Raw genomic sequence first — 26,365 nt, 5'->3', positions numbered from 1 at the left:
GGCGAGATTCTCTCAATCTAGGCAATCAAACTAAAATCGCTACTAGCAAGAGTAATACCACTATTTCCTAAACGAGCAAATTCAAACACTGTTCCTGTACCCAAAATATTACCATCCTGGTTGTAGAATAAGCTGCCAGTACTTTGGCTATAAACAATCCGTCTACTACTAGCGTTGACAAACTGATCATCAGTAACAACCGCAAAGTCAGTTAAAGTTTGTCCTGCACTATTAGTAATAGCTTTAAAAGTACTTTTACTCAGGACAATCTTATCTTGTCCGCCTTCAAAGTCGGTGATATAGTCAACGCCTAAACTGGCAGTGAAAACACCTTCGGCTTGGAACAAATATTTATCCTTACCCTCACCTCCTGTGAGGATATCATCGCCTACACCTCCCCAAAGAGTGTCATCACCTGCTAACCCTTGTAGTTGGTCATTGCCGTTACCGCCACTGAGAATGTTATTTAGCGCATTACCTGTGAGACTGTCATTTCCTATGCCACCTGTAGCGTTTTCGATGACGTTGTTAGCCGAGAGAATCAGGTTGAGATTGTTATTAATTGTTTGTGTTGTTGTGATCCCTAAATTTACATTGCTGGAAATAGTAGTGCCGCGAAAGTCAATTGTATCAATTCCACCTGTGGTCGTTTCTACAATCCTATCAGTGCCTAAAAGAGTAATGGCTGAAAATAAATAGGTATCATTTCCATCTTCACCAGTCAGCGTGTTATTGCCACTATTACCTGTGAGAATATTATTGCCTACATTTCCTGTACCGTTGATTGCTGCTGTTCCTGTGAGGGTGAGGTTTTCGACGTTAGTGGGTAGGGTCGCAGTAACGGAGGTAATGAGAGTATCGGTAATAGTTGTAGTAACGCTTGTGGCTGTACCTAGAGTGGCATTAGTAGGAGATTTCAAACTTAAAATGAAGCTCTCATCTGCTTCATTCAGGGAATCATTGAGAATCGGAATGTTGATTACTTGACTAGTCACACCTGGGTTGAAAGTCAAAGTTCCTGCTGTGGCTGTATAATCTAAGCCTGCTGTGGCTGAACCATTAGCAGTTGAATAATAAACTGTAATAGTTTGGCTACTCGCGTTAGTGAGAGTAACGAGATAAGTCACATTTTGAAGATTAGTGTTGCCTTCGACAATAGTCTGACTAGAACTGAGATTAATCGTCGGTCGTAAATCATCATTAACTATGCTTCTTGTTAGACCGGTTGTCGTGCCAATTTTGTACTCACTGCCAGTAGCTAGAGTTAAAGTCACATTTTCATTAGTTTCAAAAGTGGTGTCTGCTATTGGGTCAATGGTGAGTGTGGCTGTACTTGCACCAGCAGCAAAGGTAATTGTCCCATTTGTAGCTGTGAAACTAGTAGCACCCAATTGGCTGTAGTCGCTATTAAATGTCGCTGTGCCACCAACACCATAGTTAACTGTTAAGGCGTTGATATTGCTGCCGCTTCTAGTAAAGGTGTAAATTAAATTGCTGCTGCCATCTTCGTTGACACTAGTAGATGAGACGGAAAGGGTGATGGTTGGCAAATCATCATTGACGATGATTCCTGTTACCCCAGTTGTTGTGCCAATTGTATAACCACTACCAGCCGCTAAAGTTAAAGTCACATTTTCATTAGTTTCAAAAGTGGTATCTGCTGTGGGGTCAATGGTGAGTGTGGCTGTATTTGCACCAGCAGTAAAGGTAATTGTGCCGGTTGTAGCTGTGAAACTAGTAGCACCCAATTGGCTGTAGTCGCTATTAAAGGTTGCTGTGCCACCAACACTATAGTTAACCGTTAAAACATTGGTGGTGCTGCCGCTTCTGGTAAAAGTGTAAACTAAATTGCTACTGCCATCTTCGTTGACACTAGTAGATGATAAGGCAAGACTGACGGTGGTTGGATTACTGGAAATACTACTACCACTGACAATACTGCCACTGATAAAATACTGCCCTAAACTGCCGTAATCAGTGTAGCCAGTAGAAAGTGGATCTCCTTTACCGACACCATCAATCGCTAAATAATAAGTTCCAGCAGTAACTGTAGTGGCGATCGCCGCAGATAATAAATCAGTGGGATTAGATGATGCAATTAAAGTCCCAGCAGAATTATATAACTTTGCCAATATATCTAGGTTTGGCCCGCGACTGAAGGGATTGACTGTCAAGTTAATCGCTCCCGCACCTGTGACAAAACTATAAAAATCCACATCTGTGTTGCGCTCTATAATCCCATTACCACTGACAGATGTACCAGAAATTGCTAGTGACTTTGCTGTAGTAATTGTATTACCTGCATCATCGGTGCGGTAGCTAAAACCATTGTAAGTTGTAATAATTTGCAAATCATCTTCTGTATTATTAGCAGAAGCATACTCGCCTTTACTCCACTGGGTTAAGTTCTGGTAGTACCCAGATCCCATAATCCCAGCCCAGCCAGTAACCCCGCTACCGTGTCCACTGTAGTATCCTTCCCCTGGGTTAATTCTTCCATCATGCTCCAGTCCCAAAGTATGACCTACTTCATGAGAAATAGCTTCAGCAGTATATTTTTCGCTATTTTGCAGGTTGTTACTAAATACATAGGCAGGAGTATCAGTATTATCGTTAAATGAATCTAGGTAGGCGACTCCGCCGGCTCCATTACCAAACCAATCGTAACTGCTACCGCCAATCACAACACGCACACCCCAGCGAGTATCGGTAGAACTGCTCTTAATCAAGTCATTGATATCTGTGGGAGCTTGGGTTGTGACGTTAACATTAAACGGGCTGAAATCTTCCGCAACACGCTGCCAGATATACTGGATTCTTTCCAGTTCAGTTGAACTAAAGGATGCTGCATTGCTATCAAAATCGAAGGCTGGGGTGACAATGTTAGCCCCACCTGCGAAATCTGTGTTCCAGTAAGTCCCAGAGGTGGTATGTCCGTTGAAATCTAAATAAATTGTCTGGTTAGCTCCTAATAAGCTGTTGAGAGAGAAAGTTTTGGATAGATCTAAACCAGCTGATACAGTTTGGGCTAACTGAGGTTGTTGAGTATCGACTAGATTTAACTTGACTGGAGGAAGCATACAGGATGAGCAACCACACCCTAGAAGATTGTGTGATTTGTTGCTTTGGATTGCCTGAATAAGCGTTGTTTGCAGTACAGATGTAGGTTCTAGCTGTGTTGAGCTATTTTTTAACACTAATTCTGCAAAAATTGCACCTTTATCTCCAGGTGTATCGTTTGCTTGAACCAGACTCTGAACAAAATTGCCGATTTCTGTTAATAAAACAGCTTTGATTTCTTCTGGTTTAGCTGTAGCAACAAAGCTATCTGACAGATAAATTTTGTTAGTACTACTGGCGTAACCTGGATTAGTATCCTCAAAAATGCTGTTACTAATAATTTCGATTTGGGGGAATTGACTAAAGTCTCCAGATTGCCATTGGGAATGCAAAGTAGCTGCAACAGTATGGTTATATTGTGTCCCAAAAACAGTGTCGAATAAATTCCAAAAGTTTTTTAAATCAGAAAAGTTGCTGAGTTGAGTATATGACAGCAACAGAGAAGAATTGAGAAAATTATTCATAAAATTAAGACCTACGCAACTATCACAAGCGATAGTAAAGTTAGGTTCTACTATTGCTTGTCAAAGTTGCGTGAGTCTCGCCTAAGTGATTGAGTGATAGATGCGATCGCTCAACTATTCTTTGGTTGTATAATCCCAAGACCAATGTGAACAAAGCAGAAGATAGATAAAAAACACTGATGTTATTAGTTACATTCTAATACTGTTAAAATCTACTTACCTGAGTCTATCTACTATGATTTTGAATCTGAAGCGCAGGTGATAATGTAATTTATTTTCTGAATAATTTAGATAATTGTACGTAAACTTAAAAACCCAATTTTAAAACTTTAAGCAAAATAAATTTACTTAATTACTTTCACTGATTCATTTCCTGAAATCAAAACATAATTTTGAAGTCAGTCAGTATAAAAAACTAGCCCATGTGAAAATACGTTTAAATTCAGCAAGTTTGGAGCAAAGTGGCGTGAAATGTTGCGGTATTTATCAGTGATTAAGCAGACTTGACATCAAATTCTACCCTAGCTGATTGCACCAGTAAGCAGAATCATCCTGTTTTCTATTAATTAGTCACCTTTCAAACATTTCTCGATCTCATCAGGCACTTAGTCTAGGTAAATGCGTCACGATTAATCATCTTTGCTGGTTAATATTAAGAGGAAACTATGAAAAAAGCAATTATTACTAAAACACTGATTACATCTGTTAGTTTGTTCGCTTTGTTTGCGCCTAGTCAAGTATCTGCTCAACTAATACCACAGCCTTGGGTTTCTGTTGGTGGCAAAGATGGTGATACAACTTATGCTATAGGTGCAAGAGCTTTAAATTTGGGTGTTGAACTGGGAAATGGCCCTGATGGGGCTACGGGTGTAGATGTATTAAAGTTTATCAATTTACCAGTTATTTCTCCTTATGTGGGAGTGGGATTATATTCCCAAGATAAGGGTGTGGCGGTTTCTGGTGGCGTTCAGGTAGGTGCGACAAAAAATGTTTTCGTAGGAGCCGGTTATAATTCCGTTAGAGGTTTTAATGGACAATTAGGAATTAGATTTTAATTTTGTTATGTAAGCTTGGGCATTTTCTAGTAGAACCCTTATATAGTAGAAAATCCTCAGTAAATTAGGCACAAAATTTAGTTATATGCTTTAATGAGTGTTTTTTATTATTTAATATAGCTAAAGCTGCTAAATATAGCATAATCCTTCATTTTTCAAGCTTTTTGATATTAAGGTAGCAGTTAGTTTACTTAGTTTTCTGAATATTTTAAAATTTGATTAAGGCTGCGATCGCTAGACACAATCTCTCTTCAATTCTCCTATAATGCTCGGTAATTGATTATAGTGCGGCTCAGATAGCTGCATTATCTGGTAACTAGACATTTAATTTATGGACAAATCTGCTCCCGGTAAGTAGTAGGATGGCTTATGGCGATTATTTTAAGTGATGAATTACCGCAGTACTTAATGAGAAACTGCTGCAATTATATCTATTTCCTCTCCCCAACTAATTTTATTAATCTCATAGGTATCCCTTTATGGAACAAGGGTTAAGGTTACTCATCCAACTTGTAATAGAGTTTGCACCTGTAGTTGTCAATCTAGTACAAAAAAGAACAGCAGAAGGTCTAAACACAACAAATTATCAATTACCGCAAGTTATCGAAGAAATTATTGAATTCGTCAATATTACAACTAATAGCAAAACTTCTGAAGATGAATTTCACCAAGAAAAACTTTGGCAACAGCAATTAGCAGTTTATCAACGAGAAACACAATTACAAATTGCCCAGCAACAACGAGATACATCTCTTCAGTTACCAGAAGTTAATAAAGTCTTGGATAGCTGGCCGCTCAGATTGTATCCTTCGCAAATTTTAGAGTCTCGGAATAATCACAAAAATATCCCGCTGAAAATTTTTCTCGCGCCTCCCCAAATCAAGTTTGATCAATTTGATTGTCAGCCTGAAGAAGTTTCGGAAGTTGAAAGAATTTTGGCTGAAGGCATCCGAGAATTTATTAATACTAATTATTCTCTGCATCATCCTATCAGACCTACTGAATTTTTAGCAGGTGCTTGGGATAGTAAACGTTTTCATAGTGAATCGAGTATTAAAGCTTTGTTTAGTCTGTTAAAAACAGAACCAATTTTAATTTTAGAGTCAGACCATGATGGAGATTATTTAAATTTTCGGATTGCTTACTGGGGTTTAGGACAAGAAAATTATTTTTATAAGACTATTTCTCGTCTACCATACAAAGAAATTTTGCAAGAGTTTGCTAAAAGTCGGGCTGTAGAGTGGAAAAAAATTCGAGATGAACTAGTAACTTTAGGCGAAGACTTAGAGGAAATTAATCAATTAGGTGGTGATAATGTTGAGAATTTAGCAATTTTAGAAAAGACAGAAAAATGGCAAGCCAAAGGAATTGATGTTAGTAAACTGTCCTTGAAGTATCAAATCAATCAGCAAGATATCGCTAAGTTTTGCCAAGTATTAATTACCTGTCATTGTTTAGTTGCGGCTTGGGTAGCAGATGCTTATCACTTAGTGCATCATGATGTACCGCCATTATTACCAGAGTTATTACCTAGTTTTCTCAAAGATGGGCTAGATTTGCCAGGGGTACAAGCAATTTCAGAAGAGAATATACTCCAGGTGTATGCCACAGGGTATCAACAAGTTTATCAAGCTCTGGAAAAGGAACGTAGATATTGGGTTCCAGAGTTAGCTTTACAGTTAGCCCAGAGTTTATCACATTTACCCGATCGCACTTGGGCGCAAGAACAAGTAGATTATTCCATCAACACCTGGTTAGAATTGCGTCAAGTTACCACTCAGGAATTTACTCATGCCTTAGAAGCAATGCAATCTGCCATCAAAATAGAAGATGAAGAATATGTTCACAAACTCCAAGCATATTTTATGGCAGTGGGCGATCGCCAAAGTATTGCATCTATAGAAAAAATCTTACAGGCGATCGCTACCCTCAAACACAAACTTACCCTCGAATCTCCCGAACTCATCCACACCTTAACAGGCCATTCCGGTAAAGTTGCATCTGTAGCCATTAGTCCTGATGGGGAGACAGTAGTGAGTGGCTGTGCAGATCAAACAATTAATATCTGGAATTTGCAAACTGGCAAACAAATCAGAACTCTCACCGGGAATTTAGGTGAAGTTTCATCGGTGGCGATTAGTTCTGATGGGAATTTTTTAGCTGTGGGAAGTTGTCAACATCCCAAAAGCAATGTCACAGTTTGGCATTTAACCACAGGTCAGTTAATCCACACTCTCTTAGGACATCAAAAACCAGTTAACGTTGTCGATATTAGTCCTGATGGGCAGATTCTGGCTAGTGGTAGTAACAAAATTAAAATTTGGAATTTGCATAAAGGCGATCGCATTTGTACACTTTGGCATTCTTCTGCTGTTCACTCCGTCGCCATCAGCCCTGATGGGAGTATTTTAGCTAGTGGTAGTGCCGATAGCAAAATCAGGCTGTGGAACCCCCGCACAGGTGATCCCCTCCGCACTCTCACAGGTCATACAGGTGAGGTAAAATCAATTGCCATTAGTTCTGATGGACAACTTCTGTTTAGCGGTAGTGCGGACACAACTATAAAAATTTGGCATTTGATAACGGGTAAACTTTTGCATACCCTCAAAGGCCACTCAGATGCAGTCAAATCAATTGTGTTGAGTCCCAATGGACAACTTTTATTTAGTGGTAGTGGCGATCGCACAATTAATATTTGGCGGATTGCGACAAATGAAATCCTCTACACACTCACCGGACATTCAGGAACCGTAAATTCTCTCGCTCTCAGCCCTGATGGTAAATTTTTAGTTAGTAGTAGTTCTGATAAAACAATCAAAATTTGGCAAGTTTAGCAAATTGCTGAGTATAAACCCATCCGACTACAAACTTAACCAGCTAAAAACCTGCTCAACAGTTAAAGTTAAATCAAGATTACTCAGAATAGGGAGTTGGTTTGTACCTGTGAGCATTTCCACTCTTTGATTGGGGAAGATAGTTAAAATGTTGGCTTCCTCTGGAAAAATTAACCAACCCAGTTCTGTGCCATGTTGAGAACAGTGTAGTAGGTTATTTAAAACTTTGCCTGGGCTTTGGTCTGGAGAAAGGATTTCTATCGCCCAGTCGGGGTAAGTTTCAAAGCGGTTAGCAATTCTACCGGATGCTTCACGGGGAATCCGTTCCCAGCGAAACACAGAAATGTCGGGAACTATTGCAGCACCCTCAAAAACACAACGCAGTTCCGGAAAAGCAAGGGCAATTTTTTGTGGTTTGGCAGTCTGGTTAATTGCTTGACAGAGTTCTACTTGTAATAGGCTATGTTCTCCTTGCGGCATAGGTTTTTGGCTAACTTTTCCCTTGATATATTCAGAGGCGGGTTGAGTGTCGGGGAGTTGCAGAAATTCTTCTAATGTGATGGACTTGACTGCTATAGTCATCGTTTTGTGTTGCTTAATTCTCTTATCTCTATTTTGGCTGTAACGCCAGATGATGATGGGGCGTTAGGCGATCGCAGATAGTTTTTGTGATTTGCATCTTGTATGAAGATAGCGTGAAGATTTTACCTGATTGGATATTATATTTATTTCAAACATAGCTGGTTGTTAAACATCTCTTATCCTGACTACTTCATAATTGACCAGCTTGATAGATTTAATTTGCGTCCCTGATGTTCTGTTTGGTTACTTACACAACATTATTAGTCTATGCTTATGAAACGATTTTGAGGAACTAATTAAATAATATTTGGGTCTACTTGTGTAGCTTAGATAACAATTTATTTGATACTCCATATCATACAATCATTTAGCTTTGAGAGATAATTCCTGATAAATCTAGCTGAAGTCAGAATATAGCTACGCTGTTGATCGCAAAATTCACTCTCTGGATACTGTATAGTTTCCGAACCTGTGATCTAAATTAAATATATGAAATTGCTATTTTCTGTATCAGCAATCCATAAGTCAAAAAAATCCCACTTTTATATTTTCTTTGTTATTTTGTAGTTAACGGGACAGTTCTCCACCATACGGTGAGTTTAAATATCAATTAAGTCAACGTTTACTCGCATTTTGTAAAGCAAATAAGCATTTTGTGCTTAGAGAAACTTATCTCTGCAAGCGCGAAATACACTGCTGGAATCAATTGCGAAGTCAGACTTAAATCTGCAACCTGCTAGTGTATCAAACTGAGAAAAAATTACTAACGATCATGCTCAAAACAACTAATCTATCTATTATTTTGACTGCTTTCATTCAGCCTGAAACTTTAGAACAAAATGCAAAATTAGCTCACAAAAATCCCTTATTGTCATCTCGATATGATGTTCTGCAACCATTACGTCAACGGCTTGATGAACTCGAAATCCAAAATCGTAAAGTAGCACACTTTATTGCTAAATTTATTCCGGCACAGTGTCCTTTCGAGCGTGATATTGTTTTATTCGGCCGCACAATAGCCCACATTCCCCCTATGTGCAAACTGAATCCTCTTTATGATCAATTTGTTGGCTTGCGTTTTCGGGCGTTGTGTTATTTAGTAGATCAGTGTGGCGAAGACATTCAGTCCTACTGTTAAACGCATACTGAGAACCAAAATATGGAAATCAAAATTGAGCATCAACCCAGTCAAGAATATCTGCAAAATTTGGGTGTGTTCAAATGGGCGATTTGGGAAAAGGAAGTCTCCAAGTTTCCCTGGACTTACGATACTGAAGAAACTTGCTACTTTTTAGCAGGTGATGTTATTGTTACGCCGGATGGCGGACAACCAGTGCAAATGGGTAAAGGAGATTTGGTGACTTTTCCTGCTGGTATGTCCTGTATATGGGAAATTATCAGCGACGTAAAAAAGCATTATTACTTTTCTTAATATAAATACACCTAGCTTTTGTCTTGTAGTACTAGTCCCTGTTTCATAGCTTCTGGTGTATGCAGTTTATGACGACTTGATATATAAAAGAGCCAGAAATGTTAATTTCTAGCTCAAATCGTTGAGACAAAACAATATTCAACGGAAAGCAAACTGAGGTAAAAAACTTAGAATCTACCCAGGTTATGCAACCCTAAGATGATACCTACGCCTAAAATATGCCCAAAGGCGGTAGTTGCTAGTAGCGCAGGTAAACCAAAGCCACCAAAGAAATTTGCTGAGGGTAAAGCTGGCTCGGAACTGGGATACTTAATGCTAGATTTGCCAAAGGCAATAGCTATGACGTTAGCAAGAATCATGATGATGCCAATGGAGGGACTCCATTGTAAGGGTGCGGTGGCTGCTGCTAATAAGGTGGAAGTCAGCACTCGATTTACTCCTGAAATTTGTGAATGATTGAAAATATCATCGGGAAATCTAGGAAGATTATTCAAGGAAAACTCTTATTTTGCAGCAATATTTAACAGTTATTCTAAGTCCTTAATATAAACAACTATCTAATTATTACTACTGAAGGAGACTTTCAGGGTAGTCAGTAACACATTAACTCAACTGTAAGAGATGATTTATATAGTAAACCTTAAATTGTCAGGTGCTTTGTAGCAACGCTTAACGCACCATCTTTCTCGGTGCGTTACGGCTAATTCTCACTCTCTTAAGTTCCAAAATCCTTGTATAACCGTAACACACCCTACTTAATATTCACTTTATAAATAGCCTGTAACGATTGAGTAGTTAATATGTGTTGATTGGCAAAAGTCTAATTTACAATTTCTCTTCAACCTTGATTCCATTCCTTCTAATAATTGCAGCTGGAATTCCCACAACGACACAATCACTAGGAACATCTTTGACAACAACTGCATTTGCGCCAATTGTGACATTATCACCTACATGAATATTACCTAGTACTTTAGCCCCTGCCGTGATCCGCACATTGTTGCCAATTTTGGGACGACCTGATTTATCTTTATATCCAATTGTTACTTGTTGGTTTACCCAACATTGCTCACCTATATCTGCCATAATAATAGTGCTAAATCCATGCTGGATAAATAAACCAGCACCAATGCAGCAGGAAGAATCCAAGAAAAGAGAAGGACATTCTGGGTAAATTATTTTGAGTAAATACATGGAAATCCGCCCGCTCAGATTGCCTTTAAATAGACGATAGTAGTATAAGTTTCTAAATTCTTGTGTCTTGTATAGTAAAACAATTAATTGCATCCACAAGGGTTGTTGTGGCAACCCTAAAACTTCACTCCATCGTTTTATATCAGCAGTAATAATCTCTTTTTCTGTTGTTAGTATAAAGGGGATTAATAATGGCGAAAACCAGAGAATGATGAAGCTAAAAATAGCTTGTTGAATCAAAGTTTTCATAATATTTACCAAATAATTATAAGTGGATGGCTGGTAATCGTTATTAGTGATATTTGGACTTTACGCAGTTGTTTTACTTAGCTGAAACTTACGCAAAAGTATAAAAAATAACAGCAAATAATGCATATACACAAAGTGGCTTCCCGAAGGTTAGGTCAGGAATTTATAAGAGTTTGAGAGAGTTATTACGTAAGTCTTATTCGTATTAAAACTGCTAGATGCAATGTATCCGATAAAACTTGTAATGGCAATATTGGCGGAAGTAGGGATGTATATCTGCTAATACGGCTCAGTTAATGCTTTAATCTTCTAAAGATACTCACAATGGGCTATTAAGCATCTTTTTCACTGTTTTTTAGAAGCTCGTCCCAGACGATGGATCGGAAACACATGAATCAATTTTAAAATTAGTGAATTGAAACTACACAAAAGCTGATAGCGTCAAACAAAGTAAAATCATATTCTGGAAGTCATAGCTTGAAAACCCGTTCTAATTACTGGCAACTACTGCCATATATCAAACCCCAATGGGCAAACATGATCAAGGGCTTGATCGGCATTATCGGATATGTGCTGGCGACACTAACGTTAATTAATCTTGCAGGTAAATTAGCAGCGCCTTTTGGTCAAGGTAATGTAGTAGCGATCGCCCAAATAGCTGGTGTTTGTGCTTTGGTATTTCTGGTACGTGGCTTTTTTCAGTCTGTACAAGATATATACATGGCTAAAGTCGCTTTGAGAGTGGCTTATTATCTCCGCAAGCAAGTATACAGCCATTTGCAAAAATTAGATTTAAGCTATTTTGAAAAAGCCAAAACGGGTGATTTAGCTTACCGCCTCACAGAAGATGTAGATCGGGTTGGCGAAGTTGTCAATAAACTACTGCATGATTTTATTCCCTGTGTGTTGCAATTAATCGCCATACCCATCTATATGATTTATTTGAATTGGCAACTCACACTAGCAACAATTGTGATTGCACCTTTGATGGGGGTGTTAATTGGCTGGTTTGGGGAACGTCTACGCCAGTATTCTGTAAAAAGTCAAAATCGCGTGTCGGGATTATCAGCTATTTTGACGGAAGTTTTCAGCGGAATTAGACTAGTACAAGCGTTTGCCGCAGAGAATTATGAAATTGCTCGTTTTGGTTATGAAGCAGAACGTTCTTTAAAAGCAAAGTATTCCACAGAACGTCTCAAAGCCATCCAAATTCCCATCATTGGTTTTTTAGAAGCTTTAAGCGCATTATCTTTATTAATGGTGGGTACGTGGCAAATTTATCAACGCAACTTAACTGTGGGAGATTTTTTCAGTTATTTAGCCGCTGCTGCATTGTTAATTGACCCTATCGGTCATACTACCAATAACTATAACGAGTTTAAACAAGGCGAAGCATCCTTAGACCGTGTGTTTGAACTGATGGCGATTCAACCAAAGGTAATAGAAAAAGCGATCGCGATCGCCCTACCTCCAGTTAAAGGTAAAGTGGAATATCGCCACATTTCTTTCGCGTATAAACCCGGTGAACCCGTCTTGCAAGATATTAGTTTATTAGCATTACCAGGAGAAGCGATCGCCCTGGTGGGTGCTTCCGGTGCGGGGAAAACTACCTTTGTGAATCTCCTTCCCCGGTTTTATGACCCAAATTCTGGGCAAGTTTTCATCGATGATATTGATATTCGGGATGTCACCTTACATAGTCTGCGGCGACAAATTGGTATCGTTCCCCAAGAAACAGTGATATTTTCGGGAACCCTGGCTCAAAATATTGCCTTTGGCCAAGATACCTTTGATATGGATGCAGTCATAACAGCCGCAAAAATTGCTAACGCCCATCAATTTATTACCCAGTTACCAGAAGGTTATCAAACTTGGGTAGGAGAACGAGGGGTAAATTTATCGGGTGGACAAAGACAAAGAATTGCGATCGCCCGTGCTGTTCTTCTGAATCCGCGCATATTAATCTTAGATGAGGCGACATCTGCATTAGATTCCGAATCGGAAGCCTTGGTACAAGAAGCCCTAGAAAGACTGATGCAGAACCGGACAGTATTTATTATTGCCCATCGTTTAAGCACAGTGCGAAGATGCGATCGCATTTTGGTTGTGGAAAAAGGGCAAATTGTCGAATCAGGGAATCATGAGGAATTATTAAGGCTAGAAGGTCGCTATGCTAGATTTTATGCCCAGCAATTTAGTTAGTGGTGAATGAGAAAATTAACGCCGTGTGCAACTTTATCTCAAACCTAACCCCCAACCCCTTCCCTTGTAGGGAAGGGGAGTAAGAATCAAAGCCTCTCTCCGTTGCGGGGAGAGGAATGGAAGTGGGGTTTCAAAAATAAGTCGCGCATCGCGTAAATTACCTCTGAAGTGCGATCGCCAGTTGCCATACTACCAAGGATTACCAATCAATGTAAATCCAGCCCAATAATAAGGATGAGATAATTCATCCTCATCAAGCTCATCCAACTCATGTAACTCTGAAGAAGTACCACCTCGAATTCGGGGATTATTTTCCAAACTAACACGCTCTTTGAGCATATCAATTTGAGCTTGTCGTAGTGCTTCTGACTTAACTGGATTAGCTTTCAGTTTTTCGTAAAATTGAATCATCAAAGCCAATGTCCCGCCATCACTAACCGCCCAAATACTTGCCAAAGCTGCTTTTGCACCTGACTGTACAGCTAACCCAGCAAACCCCAATTCAGCTTGAGGATCACCCAATGCAGTACGACAAGCACTTAATACTAATAACTGCACAGGAGGTTTATTGAGTCCGAGAGTTTTCAGTTCATCTAAGCGAATTTTTTTATCCCAAAACTGGATATAAGATTGCTCAACCGAACCCTGAGCAAATTCAGCATGGGTAGCTAAATGTACTATTCCAAAAGGATAAATAGCACGTTCTTTTTTCAGATTTTTGAGGGTGAATTCTTGGTTTAGTAAAGACTTACCCTTCCAGTTATTGTTAATAATGCTAGATAATTCTAAGGGAACAGCAGGTAAAGGTTCCAGGTTTTTAAATTTTGATGCTCCCAACGCTAAAACCTGGGTTTTGCTAATATTTGTCAGTTGAAAATCTAGAAGGCTAAAAGCAGGAATAATCGTTAAACTATACTTCTCGATTAAAAATGTTTTGCCATCAGAAATCGCAGCTAAAGGAACAGTCCGTAAGCCACCTCCTAAACAAAATATCAGATTATTAATACCTTGTGTTTGTAATTCAGATGCCAAAGGAGTAATTAGGAAGTCATATATTTTTTTACCAGAAGCTAGATATTGCCTGCGTGAAGAGGCTGGATTAATCACATCATTGCGGAATTTCGTGACTAAGTTAGTCAATACCGCTTTTTTAGCTGCTGGAATACGTTTATGAATTGGTGATTTATCTGGCAAAACCAATATTAAATCGAGTTGGTCAGCAGTTGGAATTGCATATATTAAGGCGCTTTTTCTCCCAACTTTTTGATTAATATTCTTGAGAACTTGACTGATTTTATTGACTTCAATAACCTTATTGGAAGGCAATTTTACTTGCATATATTCATCATATTGCTGCTTCCAGCCCCTTTCAATATGGATAACAGCCGAGTTAATATCTTCACTGTCTAGTAATCTTTTAATAACATCTGGTTGCAACCGAGAAACAGGAAGTTTAATCTGTTTTTCTATTGGCGGAACTGCTTGTATTTCTGCTTGACTAAACTTGAGCAAGTCCAGCCCAATTATTAATATACTAAGGGTGGAAAGAGCTAATAAATTTAGCCTACGCCTGTTCATATTTTTTATGGGGTAATATTATTAATTATTTTTAAAGGATTAATAGAAATCAGTAAAAATTAAAATTAACCGCAGACGTAGACGTATTAGCAGCTTGTCACAGGCTACGCGCATAGAATTTAGGGTAATTTTGCCACCTGTTACCTGCTATATATTCAAATCATAACCTAAATTGTTAGGTGTTGATTGCGGAATTGATTAGTTGATTGGCTGTTGTATTTGTTTTTGCTGTTCTTGTAGCCAAGCTTCAAAAAGTTCATTCAAAAGTCGTGCTTTCATCTGGTCATCTAATTGGGCGGGAATAAATTTTTCTAGGCGCAGAATGACCACCCATTCGGCTATGCGGGCTGGGGGTATCACCTTACCGGGTTGACTGCTAGATAATAACTGCACCATTCCCGGATGAATTGCTTGTAGTTCAACGGGGCCGACAAGTCCACCTGTTTGGGCTTCTGGTCCTTGGGAATATTCTTTGGCGACTTCGGCAAATGACTGTTCTTTGGCTTGCAGCCGGAAGTACAGTTCTTGGACAAGTCCAATATCTTGAGTGCGTAGCAGGGAATAAATTACTTTATCTAGCTTGCCTTTGTTTTGAAAGAAGTAAGATTCTAGTTTGCTACCCCAAGTAGCTATTTTGAATTTCTCTATTTTCAGTTTACGAATTGTTACTGATTCTAATTGCTCTACTGTGATGCCGTGATAAGCCATCCAGGCTTTAATGTCCGCATCAGTCTTTAACTGTCGTTCCAGGTAAAACTGCTGTTGAGCGCCAGTAATTTCTTCTGTAGTACATTCTATATTTGCGATCGCTTCATCGATAATTAATTCCCTTAGTAGTTGTGGCAGCATTTGATAACTTGCCAGTAAAGGAATTAGCTCAGTAGCCTGGATTGTACGGTTGCCAATTTGGAGAACTTCTATCATTTTTTATTCCAACTGCGATCGCATCATCAAGCAACTTATTTTTACATATTCAGATGCACTAGCACGTATTTATCCTGAGATATTGTTAGCAAAAATTAAAGATGTAGAATCTGGTATCCTACATCTTTGATTAAGCCTTTATTTTTTAAGAAAAGTAAACCTCTATAAGGTTTCCAAAAAACTCAAAAGATCCGCCATTTCTTGGGTACTGGGCTGAAATTTGGGCATAGGAGGCGTTTCACCGCTAATAACTTGTTGAATCAACTTATAACGAGATTTACGTTTAGAAACAGCTTGTAAACTAGGGCCGACTCGCCCATCTGCTTGCCAACCATGACAACCAGCACAATTAATTTGAAAAATAGCATTTCCTTGCTCTGGGTTTCCAGTTAAGGACAGAACAGTTTTAACATAAGGATCTGAGGCTTGTACCATTTGAACACCAAAGATGCCCAAAGGAATTGCTAACAGTATCGCTAGAGCCAGCAAGGCGATCCGCTGAATTATAATTTCAGGTTTGGTAATCTGGTTATCCAAAAGGTTTGCTTTGAAAGTGTAAGGTTCTAAAATTTTTCATTTCCTACACATAGCTTAAAAGTTCTTGATTTCCACTGCAAGCGCAGATGACCGTTTTCTTACAAGTAGTCATCGCTCAAAAACACTGCGGTAAGCGGGATTCGCCGTAATTTGGTAAAATCAAAAACGGGATATGAATCATTAATAATTGCAAACAGGAGATTTAAAGTGGTTGAACCCCTGCTTTCAGGTATTGTGCTTGGTCTAATTGTCGTCACTCTCGCTGGTCTGTTTTACGCTGCATACAAGCAATACAAGCGTCCCAACGAATTGGGTGGTTGATCCTTAAGTGCTGAGTGCTGAGTGCTGAGTACGAAGTGTTTGTTAAGTGGTGGGGATATAAAGTTGCACTTTATGACTTTGTATCCCCATCACTGTTTGTAATTGAGTCAATGACTCTGTAGAAAGTCAAGGCTGTGTTACCGTAAACTTTTTGACGCGAGATTTCCCAAGTGGAGATTGTTGGTGATGTCCAGCCTTGGGGATTATGTTCTACGGCGATTTCACCTTTAGCGTCTAACAAATTATAATCAGCGATCGCCTCTAAAACAGGTTGATATAATCCACTAGCATAAGGCGGATCAAAGTAAATTCTGTCAAACTGTTTTCCTGACAAACTTTTTAACTGCTGAATTACATCACCCCGAAGCAGCTGCCATTTTTGTTCGCTGTTAGCTAATTGCTGCCAATTTTCTTGAATAATTGCACAGGCTCGGCTTGATTGTTCAATTCCTACTACTAGGCTGGCTCCTCTACACAAAGCCTCTGCGCCCATTGAACCACTACCCGCGCACAAATCTAGCCAGCGACAATCTGCAATTTCGCCTTGCCAAATATTAAAAACAGCTTCCCTTACCCTAGCACTTGTAGGTCTGGTTTCTTTCCCTGGTAAGGTTTTAATCGGACGTTTGCCGTAAATTCTCAGGCTCATGATAATTAGTCATTGGTCAATGGTCATTAGTCATTAGTCTGTAACAAAACAAATGACAAATCACAAATGACGAATCACAAATCCTATGCGGCAATTTGTTCACGAACTTGAGAAACAAAATTAGACAGGATTTGCAATCCTATATTAGATGATTTTTCCGGGTGAAATTGCACTGCCATCAGGTTGTCTTTGGCAATGGCCGCTGTGATAGTTTGAGTACCGTGGGTAACAGTTGCAGCCCGAACTTGTGGATCTGTTGGGTCAACATAATAAGAATGGACAAAATAAACCCAAGGGTTTGCAGGTAAATGCTCCCACAAAATGCTTTTTGCTTGAGTAAATTCCAGCTGATTCCAACCCATGTGGGGAATTGTAATTCCGGGTTCATGCTGAAATCGGCGGACTTTTCCTTTAATAATTCCCAGTCCGGGTTGGCTTCCTTCTGCACTTGATTCAAACAGAATTTGCAATCCTAAACAAATTCCTAAGAAAGGTTTACCAGAGGCGATCGCGTCTTTAATTGGTTGTTCTAAATTCCGTTCTCTGAGATGTTGCACTGCGGGATCAAATGCGCCAACTCCTGGCAATACTACCGCATCTGCCAAGGATATTTCTTTAGCAGAATCGGTAATCTTAGGAGTCGCCCCAGCTTTTTCTATTCCTTTACAGACTGAGTGCAAATTTCCCATGTCGTAATCTACGACTGCAATAACTGGCATTGACCTGCTCCTTGTAAATTTATTATGGAGGGTTTTTCTATTCTAAATAATAATTCTAATGAAGAAAAGAATTCTATTAACTTCTTTTGACACTTGGTTAAATGATCAACCGTCAAATTCATCGGATGATTTATTACAAGAAGTGAGTCAAGTTGAATCGCTCCCCCACGATTTAAAATTTCTCCGGCTGTTACCTGTAGATGTGATGCTGGCTAGTTCCTGGGTAATTCAAAAAATCTCCCAGTTGCAACCAGATTACATTATCTGTTGTGGTATGGCTGCTAGTCGCCAGCGATTAAGTGTGGAGATGGGTGCTAATCAAGGAGAAAATTTTTTGGCGACCGGAGTAAATTTGGAAAAATTAGTTTCGGGAACAGTAGCAACTGATATTAGTAGTGACTGCGGTAAATTTGTTTGTGAGGGACTTTATTATGCGGTTCTTGACTATCTCCACCAATATCAATTGACAACTCGTTGTATATTTGTTCACGTTCCGGTGTTAAATCAAGAAAATTTGGTAGCTATTGTTGCCGATTTCTTATTAATTATTCACAATTTGGCACTCGCATAAAATGGTGTGCGTCTTGTAGGAAAAATAGTCACCTAAGTATATGTTGTCCTTTTTACTCAGCTTACTGATTGCCCAAGCAACACCTCCCACACCACCACCAGAAGAAGTTGTCCAACAGCAACAAGTTTTGCCTTTACCAGGACAGTTAGATTCAGTGCCAACTTTTAATAGCAATAGTCCAGAATTGGTGTTGAAAGAAGGAATTTTATTGTCTACTTTTCCTGGAGATAACAAAAAAGTTCCAACAGCGCATTTAAATTTTCCTTTTCGGGGACGATTTGATATTTTTGCTCACCATATTGCGAAAGCCGACCCACCAGAAAATCTGCGATCGCTCTATCTCGGTATAATTCTGCATAACCCAACTGAGCAACCAGTTACCGTCAATATCTTGCAAGCGGCGAGTTATTTAAGTCAACCAGATGCACCATTTATGGAGTTACCGCCCTTTGTCGAAGATGCTGCGGGTAAAGTATTTGCCGGGCCAGGCGATCGCGCCATGTCTGATATTCTCAGAGGAAGGCGACAATCAATATTCCCAGCGCAAATTATTCTTGCACCCAAAACAAGTCAGATGTTGCTGAATCTCCCTATCCCTGTGCAGGGGTTAACGCCGCCTTTAAATGGTCGGTCTACCTTAATGCGCTTGCGGACTAATGGAACAGTCTACGCCGCTAGTTTAGCGATGTTTGCCAAGGATAATGCTGATGGTGGTGAACGTGCGCCGACTTTAGCAGAGTGGGAAAATTTATTAGATAACGGTGAACTGTCCACGCCACGAGATAAAACACCTACTCCCTTAGAAGAAACTGGTAAACCGAGAATTTACGGACGCGTGGCGGGGGTTGTTGGTGGTTCATTTTGGCGTGCATTTATAGTAGATAGTCCCAAAGCCAGATTTTTGACCATTCCCCAACCGGGACAAGCGGTTTCCTATGCACTGAGTACCTTGCACGGGGGAACTTTGGGGACTAGCCAAATTCAAAGTGCGCCGATGTTAGCGCGTTATCCTGACACTGCATATCGCGCACATGGCAACTATGCAATTCAATACAACTTGAAGTTACCGTTATATAACAATACTTCTACACCGCAAACTGTAGCTGTCGCTATGCAAACCCCAATTAAAGAAGACCAGTTAGTGAAACCTGGACTGCGCTTTTTTAGTACCCCAGCACGCCAAACATTCTTTCGCGGTAGTGTGCGGATACGTTACAAAGATGATCAAGGTAGAGCGCAAACTAAGTTTGTGCATTTAGTCCAAAAGCGGGGTCAACCAGGAGAGCCACTGGTAGTATTAAATATGAAAGCCAGCGATCGCAGATTAGTCGAAGTAGACTTTCTCTATCCTCCCGATGCTACCCCACCGCAGGTATTAACTGTATCAACTCAAAAATGATTTTTCGGCATTACTGAAAATATGCAACGTCAAAATTGTAGTACCTAGCTGATTATTGGCGGCGCGATCAACACTGTGCGATCGCGCCATTTTATTTACCCATCAAGAAAATTACACAGCCTAAGCAGCGTACTAAGACATAGATTTTCAAGCCATTGGAAGAGAATTTTGTTTGGTGATGTTTCAAAACAAGAGTTAATTCGATGGACGGATCTCTGCTTGAATCTGCTCACCAATTTTGATAGCTTCACGCCGAACTTGCTTAGTGTCAACCGTAAGAACCTTACGCTCAGACATGAGAACTTTCCCATCCACAATTACAGTATCAACATCCTCAGCTTTTGCTGCATAAACGAGATGGGAAATAACATCGTAAAGAGGAGTCAGGTGTGCAGATGTGAGGTCTACTTGAATTAAATCTGCTTGCAACCCAACTTTGACAGCACCAATTTTATCAGCCAAACCGAGGGCTTCTGCACCTCCCAAGGTTGCCATCCGTAAGACAGTCCTGGCCGGTAAAGTGGTAGGGTTGAGAGTTGTGCCTTTATGAATGAGGGCAGTAAGACGAATCGCTTCCCACATATCTAAATCATTGTTCGACGCAGCGCCATCCGTACCCAAACCAACTTGAATTCCTGCCTGCACCATCGCCGGAATAGGTGCAAAGCCAGAAGCCAACTTCAAATTCGATTCAGGATTATGGATGACACCAACACCGCGTCTTGCCATCAGCGCAATTTCACTTTCATTAGGCCAAACTACATGAGCAGCAAAGACTCGCGGATCTAAGGAACCGAGATTTTCTAGGTGTTGTACTGGGGTGGCATTATAGCGCTGTTGGATGTCTTGAACTTCGGTTTGTGTTTCTGCAAGGTGAATCGTCAATGGCACATCGTATTGACGTGCTGCCTGGATAGCTTGTCTCAGATGCTCTGGCGAGACAGTGTAAGGAGCGTGAGGAGCTAAAGCTGGGATAATTCGTGGGTTCCGTCCTTTCCAACGTTTCACGAAATCTATTGCCGCAGCAAACGCATCATCCCAGCCGCGAAAACCAGGGCTAGGAAAATCTATAGATGAAGGTGCTATTACAGCCCGCAAGCCACATTGATCAACTACTCTGGCGGCAACATCGGGCTTGAAGTACATATCAACAAATGTCGTAGTGCCACCACTAATCATTTCCCAACAAGCCAGTGTCTCACCAACGCGGATGAAGTTTTCGTTAACGAACTGTCCTTCTGCGGGAAATATATAATTTTGTAACCAATCTTCTAAGTTTAAGTCGTCTGCCAGACCGCGAAACAACACCATTGCTGTATGAGAATGACCATTGACAAGACCAGGCATGAGTACCTTACCTTCGCCGGATAGTCTCTTGGCAGATCTGTAAGATGCCATAATCTTGTCTTGTGTATCTACAGCAACAATTTTGCCGTCGTTGAGCGCCACCGCACCATTCTTAATTACAGGTTGTGCATCATTCATAGTGACCACAAAATCACCACCGACAATCATTTCTACTGGCTGTCTGCGTTGATTGCGCCAAGGGCTATTATTCTGCGCGATCGCAGCTTGACCTGCAAAGGCAATCAACACCGTACAGGCAAAAATAACTAACAGCCTGTAGTATTTTGAAAACTGGCTTTTCACTCTACGTATCCCTACTCAATTTTCTCTCGTGGTTAAAAAATGCGTCTTATTTTTAACTTAAATTTAACCAGTATTTTTACTGATGGGACTAAATATAGCACTTTAGACGAAAAACCTTAATTATTGCGATCACAATTGTGATTTCGCTGGTCGCACTGATGGGTTTTGCGATCGCAATCCTCCCTCAACTATGCAACAGTTTTTTTGGGAAATATCTAATCAACGCGTTGAATACCGACGTGTTGGGTAAAAACATACCAATCTTTCGAGAAACCTTTAAATTCAACATCCTTAAGGTTGAATTTGAGATGATTATCCTGAATGGAGAATTTCACAGTATTATTAGCATCTGGCTTATCTGTTGATAAAATTAATTCCGTACCTGCGGGAATTATCTGTTTAGATTGATCATTCAGCACCTTAGAATCTACAGGTTGACGCTTAATTATCGTCTCTACGTTAAACACCAGTTTGAGAAAACCTGTTTGATTACCGACCGACTGACGATCTACAGTAACTTTTACATTATCCTTGGCTTGTTGCTTAGTGGCGATCGCGCTAATACTCGTAACAGGAGTAATTTCATCTTGGATAATTTTGGCGTGTTTCCCAAAAGCAAACCAGTTACTACTAAAACCTTTAAACTGAATATCTTCTAAAAATAATTTATAGTGGTCAGAGTTATTGATCGGTAGTTCATAAGATTTAAGCACAAGCAGCGTACCAATGGGGATGCTTTGTTGCTTAGTGCTAGGTAATTGACTTGATTGTACTGGTTCTTGTTTAAGAACTGTATCTTGAATAAACAGAACACGATTTAAGGTAGCCATATTCTTACCCTGAGAACTTATACCAAGTTATACAATATAAAATTTAAATTTTACAGATGAAACTCTCAATTTAAGGCTATTAATCCTCAGACTGCTTTAAAAAGTTAGGAATTTGCTGTTCCGCTACTACAATTTAAGGTTTGTATAATAAATCATCTTTGATACTCCACTGCTAAACTTTAACTAAAGGTAACTGAAGTTAGCAAAGAAACCCACGAGGACAGGTTAAATGAATACTGTAGTTCTCAATCTAGAACCCATCGCGCATTTAAGTGATGAGCAATTTTATCAATTGTGTCTTGCCAATTGTGATTTAAACCTGGAAATGAACGCAGCCGGAGAATTAATCATTATGCCACCAGTGGGAGGAGAAAGCGGCAATCAAGAAGCTGAACTAATAACTGATTTAGAAATCTGGAATCGGCAAGCTAAATTAGGCAAAGTTTTTAGTTCTTCAACTATCTTTATCTTGCCGAATGGTGCAAAACGTTCTCCTGATGCAGCTTGGGTAAAATTAGCAAGGTGGGAAGCTTTAACGCCAGAACAACGCAAAAAATTCCCGCCACTTGTACCCGATTTTGCCATTGAACTGCGTTCTGAAACAGATAGGCTCAAATCTCTGCAAGAGAAAATGCAGGAATATGTGGAAAATGGTTTGCGCTTAGGATGGCTGATTAATCCTCAAGATGGCAAAGTAGAAGTTTATCGACTCCAAAAACCTGTCGAAGTGATCCAAATTCCCGCAATTCTTTCTGGGGAAGATGTATTACCAGGATTTGAGTTGCACTTGAATTAACCTAACCTAACCTCTTTGAAAACCCTTGGCTACTTGTTTTTGTCCCTTAGCTTTAGGTTTAGATTTATTAACTTCTGCAAGTGCTTCTTGAAATAAGTTATGCAAATGTAAAGGAACACTGGCAATTTCTGGTAATTCAGGCTCGATAGGTTTCCCAAATTCTTGCAAGAGTTTATCCAAGTCATCATTCAGGCTAAATTCAGGACTTGGCAAGAAATTTTGCAATACTTTTTCTAATTGAGTCGGATACTTTTGTGCTAAAAGATGCCAGATATAAGCATTAATACTTTTATCTTCCAGATAGTAACGAATTAGTTTTTCTGCACCTGCAATACTTTGCCAGTCATCAGCTAATAAAATAGTTTTAAATTTAGTATATGTTGGTAAAAATATCATTCCCCAACGCGGATGAGAAATTGCTGTGACTTGTTCGGCTTTTCGCAAATCAGCTGGTAAATCTACTTTAGGCGCAGCCATTTTTTGATTGCCATTTTTTCCACTCAGTAGTTGCGAAACTGCACTAGAGTCAACGCCAACTTCTTTAGCTGCTGCGGTAATTTCCTCTTCACTAATACCTGCTTCTGCTACCATCTCATCCAAAGATTTGGAAGTATCTAGTCCGGCTGATTTTAGGTATTTGTCACTGATGATTTCTTGGAATTCAACTATTTTTTTATTGAGTTGGTATCCGGGTAAAGTTATTTCATCACTGCCAAAAAATTCAACAAACTGCTGATGATATTGCTCTACAGATTGCCATGCTTGTTCTAGTAAATCTGGTGCATCGCTGTAAAGATGACTTTTATAATTATCTTTAAAATTGCCAATGGCTACAGCGAGTTTTGGCTTACCAAGTTTACCCATAAATGTGTGAGGGCCAGAAAATATCCATTGGTTCTCGGTAAGGGGAGAAATGCGGGTGAGTAAAATATCTCCTATCTGGAAACGAGATATGGCTTGTTGTTTTTCAGAACTGTTAGACTTGACGATGTAATTTTTAGCTGTCAGGACAATGTAATGTTTAGCTGTCAGCCAGTTCATCAGTTCCAAGCCATCGGGTAGAATTTGGGTGATGGTAAATAAACCCATAAAACTACGATGCCAGCTATTGATTAAATTGCGATCGCTCTCTGATAAATCTGCATTACTGGCGATAAATAACTCTAGTGGTGAGTTATCACCTACTTTCCCTTCTGTAATAAACCTGTCAATAATTAAGTCCTGTTGCGTGTTATCAGTGTTACTACGACGGGACTGTGCAGCGGCATAAACCTCTAGTGCTTGTGCGAGTTCCCCTTCTGCATCCAGGATAAAATCAACCAAGCTTTGTTTGAGTGTGTGCGCTCTTTCTACTATGACATCCACAAGCGAATCTCTCTGTTCAACAGATGTAGATTATAGTGTTTTAACAGAGAATAACATCTAGCTATTGCTAGATTTCCTTGAGCGATAACGTTTTTATATTAAAGGCTGTTCTTCTGGAGTCTGACTCCTAAATTCTGCTTTAAATACACAAAGGGCGATAAACACTAGAGCTAAAAGGGCAATATATAAGTGTCCTATCTATTACTTTATCAAACAGAATTCAGGAGTCAGGAGCCAGAATTCAGTATGAATTCTGTGCGACTGGTAGATGAATAAATGGGTTTAAGACCCCCACCAAATCTCTGATTTGGTGGTCTACAATCAGTTGCGGGTATGAATCCCCCACTGATTGTATTCTGACTCCTGAATTCTGACTTCTGAATTCTTCAATACTGTATTCTGGCTCACCTTTATGTTTTCTTCATTTGTGCAAGGTGAACAGAAAAATATATGACAAGTTTGATACTTTTTTGTTAAGAATAGTTACAGCACCCGTAACACTAGGAAATATTTCTTCTTATGGTAGACTCCCTTGAGAATAAACCACCTCATCAAGTAGTAATCATTGGTGGTGGCTTTGGTGGACTATACGCAGCAAAATCACTGGCTAAGGCTAAAGTCAATGTGACGCTGATTGACAAACGTAATTTTCACCTTTTCCAGCCATTGCTGTACCAAGTTGCTACAGGTACACTATCACCTGCCGATATTTCCTCACCTTTGCGTTCGGTACTAAGCAAAAGCAAAAATACAACAGTGTTATTGGGAGAAGTCAACAATATTGATCCCCAAGCACAGCAAGTTTTTTTGGGAGATCAAGCGATACCATACGATACATTAATAGTGGCTACAGGTGCCAAGCATTCCTATTTTGGTAAAGATAACTGGGAAGATTTTGCTCCTGGGTTAAAAACTGTAGAAGATGCAATAGAAATGCGTCGCCGGATTTTCTCGGCGTTTGAAGCAGCCGAAAAAGAAACTGATCCTGAAAAACGCCAGGCTTGGTTAACTTTTGTAATTGTTGGTGGTGGCCCGACAGGGGTAGAATTAGCAGGCGCGATCGCCGAACTAGCCTATCAAACCCTCAAAGAAGACTTCCGCAACATCGACACATCCGAAGCCAGAGTTTTACTTTTAGAAGGATTAGATCGGATTCTGCCACCTTTTGCACCAGAATTATCTCAACAAGCAGAAACATCCTTACAGCAATTGGGTGTCAGCGTTAAGACAAAAACTTTAGTCACCAACATTGAAAATGATGTTGTCACCCTCAAAGAAGGTGATGAAGTTAAAGAAATTGCGGCAAAAACAGTATTATGGGCAGCAGGTGTCAAAGCTTCACCAATGGGGAAAGTCTTAGAAGAATCTACTGGTGCAGAATGCGATCGCGCCGGAAGAGTCATCGTTGAACCCGACTTAAGCATTAAAGGCTATCCCAATATTCATGTGGTTGGCGACTTAGCAAACTTCTCCCATCAAAACGGCAAACCTCTAGCTGGGGTTGCACCAGTAGCCGTGCAAGAAGGCGAATATGTTGCCAAACTCATTCAGCAAAAACTCAAAGGTAATACCTTACCTGCATTTAATTATAGCGATCGCGGTAGTTTAGCCATGATTGGGCAAAATTTAGCCGTTGTTGATTTAGGCTTTGTCAAACTCAAAGGCTTCTTTGCTTGGCTATTTTGGCTAGTGATTCATATCTACTTTTTAATTGAGTTTGATAACAAACTAGTAGTGATGATTCAGTGGGTATGGAACTATGTCACCCGCAAACGTGGGGCAAGATTAATCACTGGGCAACAATCGCTACTAAAAGTTGATAATGAAGTTCCCAGCGGCTATTACAAAGCAACGCCACCTAGAGAAATAGTTAACGTCTAAAAAGGCAAAAGTC

22 protein-coding genes are annotated in these 26,365 nt (G+C 39.8%); 10 read left to right on the top strand and 12 right to left on the bottom strand.

From position 1 onward, the window contains the following. Positions 1-17: 17 nt before the first annotated feature. On the bottom strand, positions 18-3,584 hold the full coding sequence (locus IQ244_RS19430) for a Calx-beta domain-containing protein (RefSeq protein WP_193897086.1): 3,567 nt from the start codon (positions 3,582-3,584) through the stop codon (positions 18-20). A gap of 665 nt (positions 3,585-4,249) precedes the next feature. Here IQ244_RS19430 and IQ244_RS19425 point away from each other — a divergent pair. Together IQ244_RS19425 and IQ244_RS19420 are read left to right on the top strand one after the other, a co-directional pair. Next, a complete protein-coding gene (locus tag IQ244_RS19425) occupies positions 4,250-4,639 on the top strand; it encodes a hypothetical protein (RefSeq protein ID WP_193897084.1) in 390 nt (129 codons plus the stop codon). A 479-nt stretch (positions 4,640-5,118) separates the two neighbouring features. After that, positions 5,119-7,473: a WD40 repeat domain-containing protein gene (locus IQ244_RS19420; RefSeq protein ID WP_193897082.1), complete on the top strand. Its 2,355-nt coding sequence runs from the start codon at positions 5,119-5,121 to the stop codon at positions 7,471-7,473. A 27-nt stretch (positions 7,474-7,500) separates the two neighbouring features. On the opposite strand, the gene IQ244_RS19415 is transcribed toward IQ244_RS19420, so the two are convergent. Beyond that, the gene (locus tag IQ244_RS19415; protein ID WP_193897080.1) at positions 7,501-8,055 is read right to left on the bottom strand and encodes a Uma2 family endonuclease; all 555 of its coding nucleotides are present in this window, start codon (positions 8,053-8,055) and stop codon (positions 7,501-7,503) included. Positions 8,056-8,827: 772 nt separating this feature from the next. Here IQ244_RS19415 and IQ244_RS19410 point away from each other — a divergent pair. Then, entirely contained in the window at positions 8,828-9,193 is a 366-nt protein-coding gene (locus IQ244_RS19410) for a Mo-dependent nitrogenase C-terminal domain-containing protein (RefSeq protein WP_193897078.1), read from the top strand. A 21-nt stretch (positions 9,194-9,214) separates the two neighbouring features. Next, entirely contained in the window at positions 9,215-9,487 is a 273-nt protein-coding gene (locus tag IQ244_RS19405; RefSeq protein ID WP_193897076.1) for a cupin domain-containing protein, read from the top strand. A 167-nt stretch (positions 9,488-9,654) separates the two neighbouring features. Here IQ244_RS19405 and psaK read toward each other — a convergent pair whose 3' ends face one another. After that, a complete protein-coding gene (gene psaK, locus IQ244_RS19400; RefSeq protein ID WP_193897074.1) occupies positions 9,655-9,915 on the bottom strand; it encodes a photosystem I reaction center subunit PsaK in 261 nt (86 codons plus the stop codon). Between the two features lie 397 nt (positions 9,916-10,312). After that, the gene (locus IQ244_RS19395; RefSeq protein ID WP_193897072.1) at positions 10,313-10,930 is read right to left on the bottom strand and encodes a serine O-acetyltransferase; all 618 of its coding nucleotides are present in this window, start codon (positions 10,928-10,930) and stop codon (positions 10,313-10,315) included. Between the two features lie 477 nt (positions 10,931-11,407). Between IQ244_RS19395 and IQ244_RS19390 the strand changes: the two genes are divergently transcribed. Then, positions 11,408-13,132: an ABC transporter ATP-binding protein gene (locus tag IQ244_RS19390; RefSeq protein WP_193897070.1), complete on the top strand. Its 1,725-nt coding sequence runs from the start codon at positions 11,408-11,410 to the stop codon at positions 13,130-13,132. A gap of 189 nt (positions 13,133-13,321) precedes the next feature. Here the strand turns inward: IQ244_RS19390 and IQ244_RS19385 are convergent, their stop codons facing one another. The 3 genes from IQ244_RS19385 to IQ244_RS19375 all read right to left on the bottom strand — a co-directional run bounded on the left by IQ244_RS19385 (position 13,322) and on the right by IQ244_RS19375 (position 16,171). Beyond that, positions 13,322-14,644: a CHAT domain-containing protein gene (locus IQ244_RS19385; protein ID WP_228059021.1), complete on the bottom strand. Its 1,323-nt coding sequence runs from the start codon at positions 14,642-14,644 to the stop codon at positions 13,322-13,324. Between the two features lie 264 nt (positions 14,645-14,908). Next, entirely contained in the window at positions 14,909-15,634 is a 726-nt protein-coding gene (locus tag IQ244_RS19380) for a peptidylprolyl isomerase (protein ID WP_193897066.1), read from the bottom strand. A gap of 162 nt (positions 15,635-15,796) precedes the next feature. After that, positions 15,797-16,171, bottom strand: a complete 375-nt coding sequence (locus tag IQ244_RS19375) for a c-type cytochrome (RefSeq protein WP_193897064.1) — start codon at positions 16,169-16,171, stop codon at positions 15,797-15,799. A 207-nt stretch (positions 16,172-16,378) separates the two neighbouring features. On the opposite strand from IQ244_RS19375, the gene petG reads away from it, so the two are divergent. Next, entirely contained in the window at positions 16,379-16,492 is a 114-nt protein-coding gene (gene petG / locus IQ244_RS19370; RefSeq protein WP_010995538.1) for a cytochrome b6-f complex subunit V, read from the top strand. A gap of 70 nt (positions 16,493-16,562) precedes the next feature. Here petG and rsmD read toward each other — a convergent pair whose 3' ends face one another. Continuing rightward, positions 16,563-17,141 carry a 16S rRNA (guanine(966)-N(2))-methyltransferase RsmD gene (rsmD, locus tag IQ244_RS19365; protein WP_193897062.1) on the bottom strand — a complete coding sequence of 193 codons (579 nt, stop codon included), beginning with the start codon at positions 17,139-17,141 and terminating at the stop codon, positions 16,563-16,565. An 83-nt stretch (positions 17,142-17,224) separates the two neighbouring features. Next, positions 17,225-17,860: an imidazole glycerol phosphate synthase subunit HisH gene (gene hisH, locus IQ244_RS19360; RefSeq protein WP_193897060.1), complete on the bottom strand. Its 636-nt coding sequence runs from the start codon at positions 17,858-17,860 to the stop codon at positions 17,225-17,227. Positions 17,861-17,918: 58 nt separating this feature from the next. Between hisH and IQ244_RS19355 the strand changes: the two genes are divergently transcribed. Both IQ244_RS19355 and IQ244_RS19350 read left to right on the top strand, forming a co-directional pair. Continuing rightward, positions 17,919-18,431, top strand: a complete 513-nt coding sequence (locus tag IQ244_RS19355) for a peptidase C15 (RefSeq protein ID WP_193897058.1) — start codon at positions 17,919-17,921, stop codon at positions 18,429-18,431. 40 nt (positions 18,432-18,471) lie between these two features. Further along, complete coding sequence (locus tag IQ244_RS19350; protein ID WP_193897057.1) at positions 18,472-19,830, top strand: DUF3370 domain-containing protein; 1,359 nt, start codon at positions 18,472-18,474, stop codon at positions 19,828-19,830. Positions 19,831-20,025: 195 nt separating this feature from the next. Here the strand turns inward: IQ244_RS19350 and IQ244_RS19345 are convergent, their stop codons facing one another. Further along, a complete protein-coding gene (locus IQ244_RS19345; RefSeq protein ID WP_322746089.1) occupies positions 20,026-21,480 on the bottom strand; it encodes an amidohydrolase in 1,455 nt (484 codons plus the stop codon). 215 nt (positions 21,481-21,695) lie between these two features. Continuing rightward, positions 21,696-22,310: a hypothetical protein gene (locus tag IQ244_RS19340; protein ID WP_193897055.1), complete on the bottom strand. Its 615-nt coding sequence runs from the start codon at positions 22,308-22,310 to the stop codon at positions 21,696-21,698. Between the two features lie 229 nt (positions 22,311-22,539). On the opposite strand from IQ244_RS19340, the gene IQ244_RS19335 reads away from it, so the two are divergent. After that, complete coding sequence (locus IQ244_RS19335; RefSeq protein ID WP_193897053.1) at positions 22,540-23,106, top strand: Uma2 family endonuclease; 567 nt, start codon at positions 22,540-22,542, stop codon at positions 23,104-23,106. Positions 23,107-23,112: 6 nt separating this feature from the next. On the opposite strand, the gene IQ244_RS19330 is transcribed toward IQ244_RS19335, so the two are convergent. Then, positions 23,113-24,471: a hypothetical protein gene (locus IQ244_RS19330; protein WP_193897051.1), complete on the bottom strand. Its 1,359-nt coding sequence runs from the start codon at positions 24,469-24,471 to the stop codon at positions 23,113-23,115. A gap of 519 nt (positions 24,472-24,990) precedes the next feature. Here IQ244_RS19330 and IQ244_RS19325 point away from each other — a divergent pair. Next, complete coding sequence (locus tag IQ244_RS19325) at positions 24,991-26,352, top strand: NAD(P)/FAD-dependent oxidoreductase (protein ID WP_193897049.1); 1,362 nt, start codon at positions 24,991-24,993, stop codon at positions 26,350-26,352. Positions 26,353-26,365 lie beyond the last annotated feature (13 nt).

Origin of the sequence: Nostoc sp. LEGE 06077 (assembly GCF_015207705.1) — a bacterium.
Lineage (GTDB): Bacteria > Cyanobacteriota > Cyanobacteriia > Cyanobacteriales > Nostocaceae > Nostoc_B.
Note: the sequence above shows the minus strand (reverse complement) of the source record. Positions and strands in the feature narration are given on the sequence as shown.

What these genes read in the sequence shown, in the direction of transcription:
- IQ244_RS19430 (WP_193897086.1), bottom strand. Translation starts at nt 3,584, where the DNA reads ATGAATAATTTTCTCAATTCTTCTCTGTTGCTGTCATATACTCAACTC.
- IQ244_RS19425 (WP_193897084.1), top strand. Translation starts at nt 4,250, where the DNA reads ATGAAAAAAGCAATTATTACTAAAACACTGATTACATCTGTTAGTTTG.
- IQ244_RS19420 (WP_193897082.1), top strand. Translation starts at nt 5,119, where the DNA reads ATGGAACAAGGGTTAAGGTTACTCATCCAACTTGTAATAGAGTTTGCA.
- IQ244_RS19415 (WP_193897080.1), bottom strand. Translation starts at nt 8,055, where the DNA reads ATGACTATAGCAGTCAAGTCCATCACATTAGAAGAATTTCTGCAACTC.
- IQ244_RS19410 (WP_193897078.1), top strand. Translation starts at nt 8,828, where the DNA reads ATGCTCAAAACAACTAATCTATCTATTATTTTGACTGCTTTCATTCAG.
- IQ244_RS19405 (WP_193897076.1), top strand. Translation starts at nt 9,215, where the DNA reads ATGGAAATCAAAATTGAGCATCAACCCAGTCAAGAATATCTGCAAAAT.
- IQ244_RS19395 (WP_193897072.1), bottom strand. Translation starts at nt 10,930, where the DNA reads ATGAAAACTTTGATTCAACAAGCTATTTTTAGCTTCATCATTCTCTGG.
- IQ244_RS19380 (WP_193897066.1), bottom strand. Translation starts at nt 15,634, where the DNA reads ATGATAGAAGTTCTCCAAATTGGCAACCGTACAATCCAGGCTACTGAG.
- rsmD (WP_193897062.1), bottom strand. Translation starts at nt 17,141, where the DNA reads ATGAGCCTGAGAATTTACGGCAAACGTCCGATTAAAACCTTACCAGGG.
- hisH (WP_193897060.1), bottom strand. Translation starts at nt 17,860, where the DNA reads ATGCCAGTTATTGCAGTCGTAGATTACGACATGGGAAATTTGCACTCA.
- IQ244_RS19355 (WP_193897058.1), top strand. Translation starts at nt 17,919, where the DNA reads ATGAAGAAAAGAATTCTATTAACTTCTTTTGACACTTGGTTAAATGAT.
- IQ244_RS19350 (WP_193897057.1), top strand. Translation starts at nt 18,472, where the DNA reads ATGTTGTCCTTTTTACTCAGCTTACTGATTGCCCAAGCAACACCTCCC.
- IQ244_RS19340 (WP_193897055.1), bottom strand. Translation starts at nt 22,310, where the DNA reads ATGGCTACCTTAAATCGTGTTCTGTTTATTCAAGATACAGTTCTTAAA.
- IQ244_RS19335 (WP_193897053.1), top strand. Translation starts at nt 22,540, where the DNA reads ATGAATACTGTAGTTCTCAATCTAGAACCCATCGCGCATTTAAGTGAT.
- IQ244_RS19325 (WP_193897049.1), top strand. Translation starts at nt 24,991, where the DNA reads ATGGTAGACTCCCTTGAGAATAAACCACCTCATCAAGTAGTAATCATT.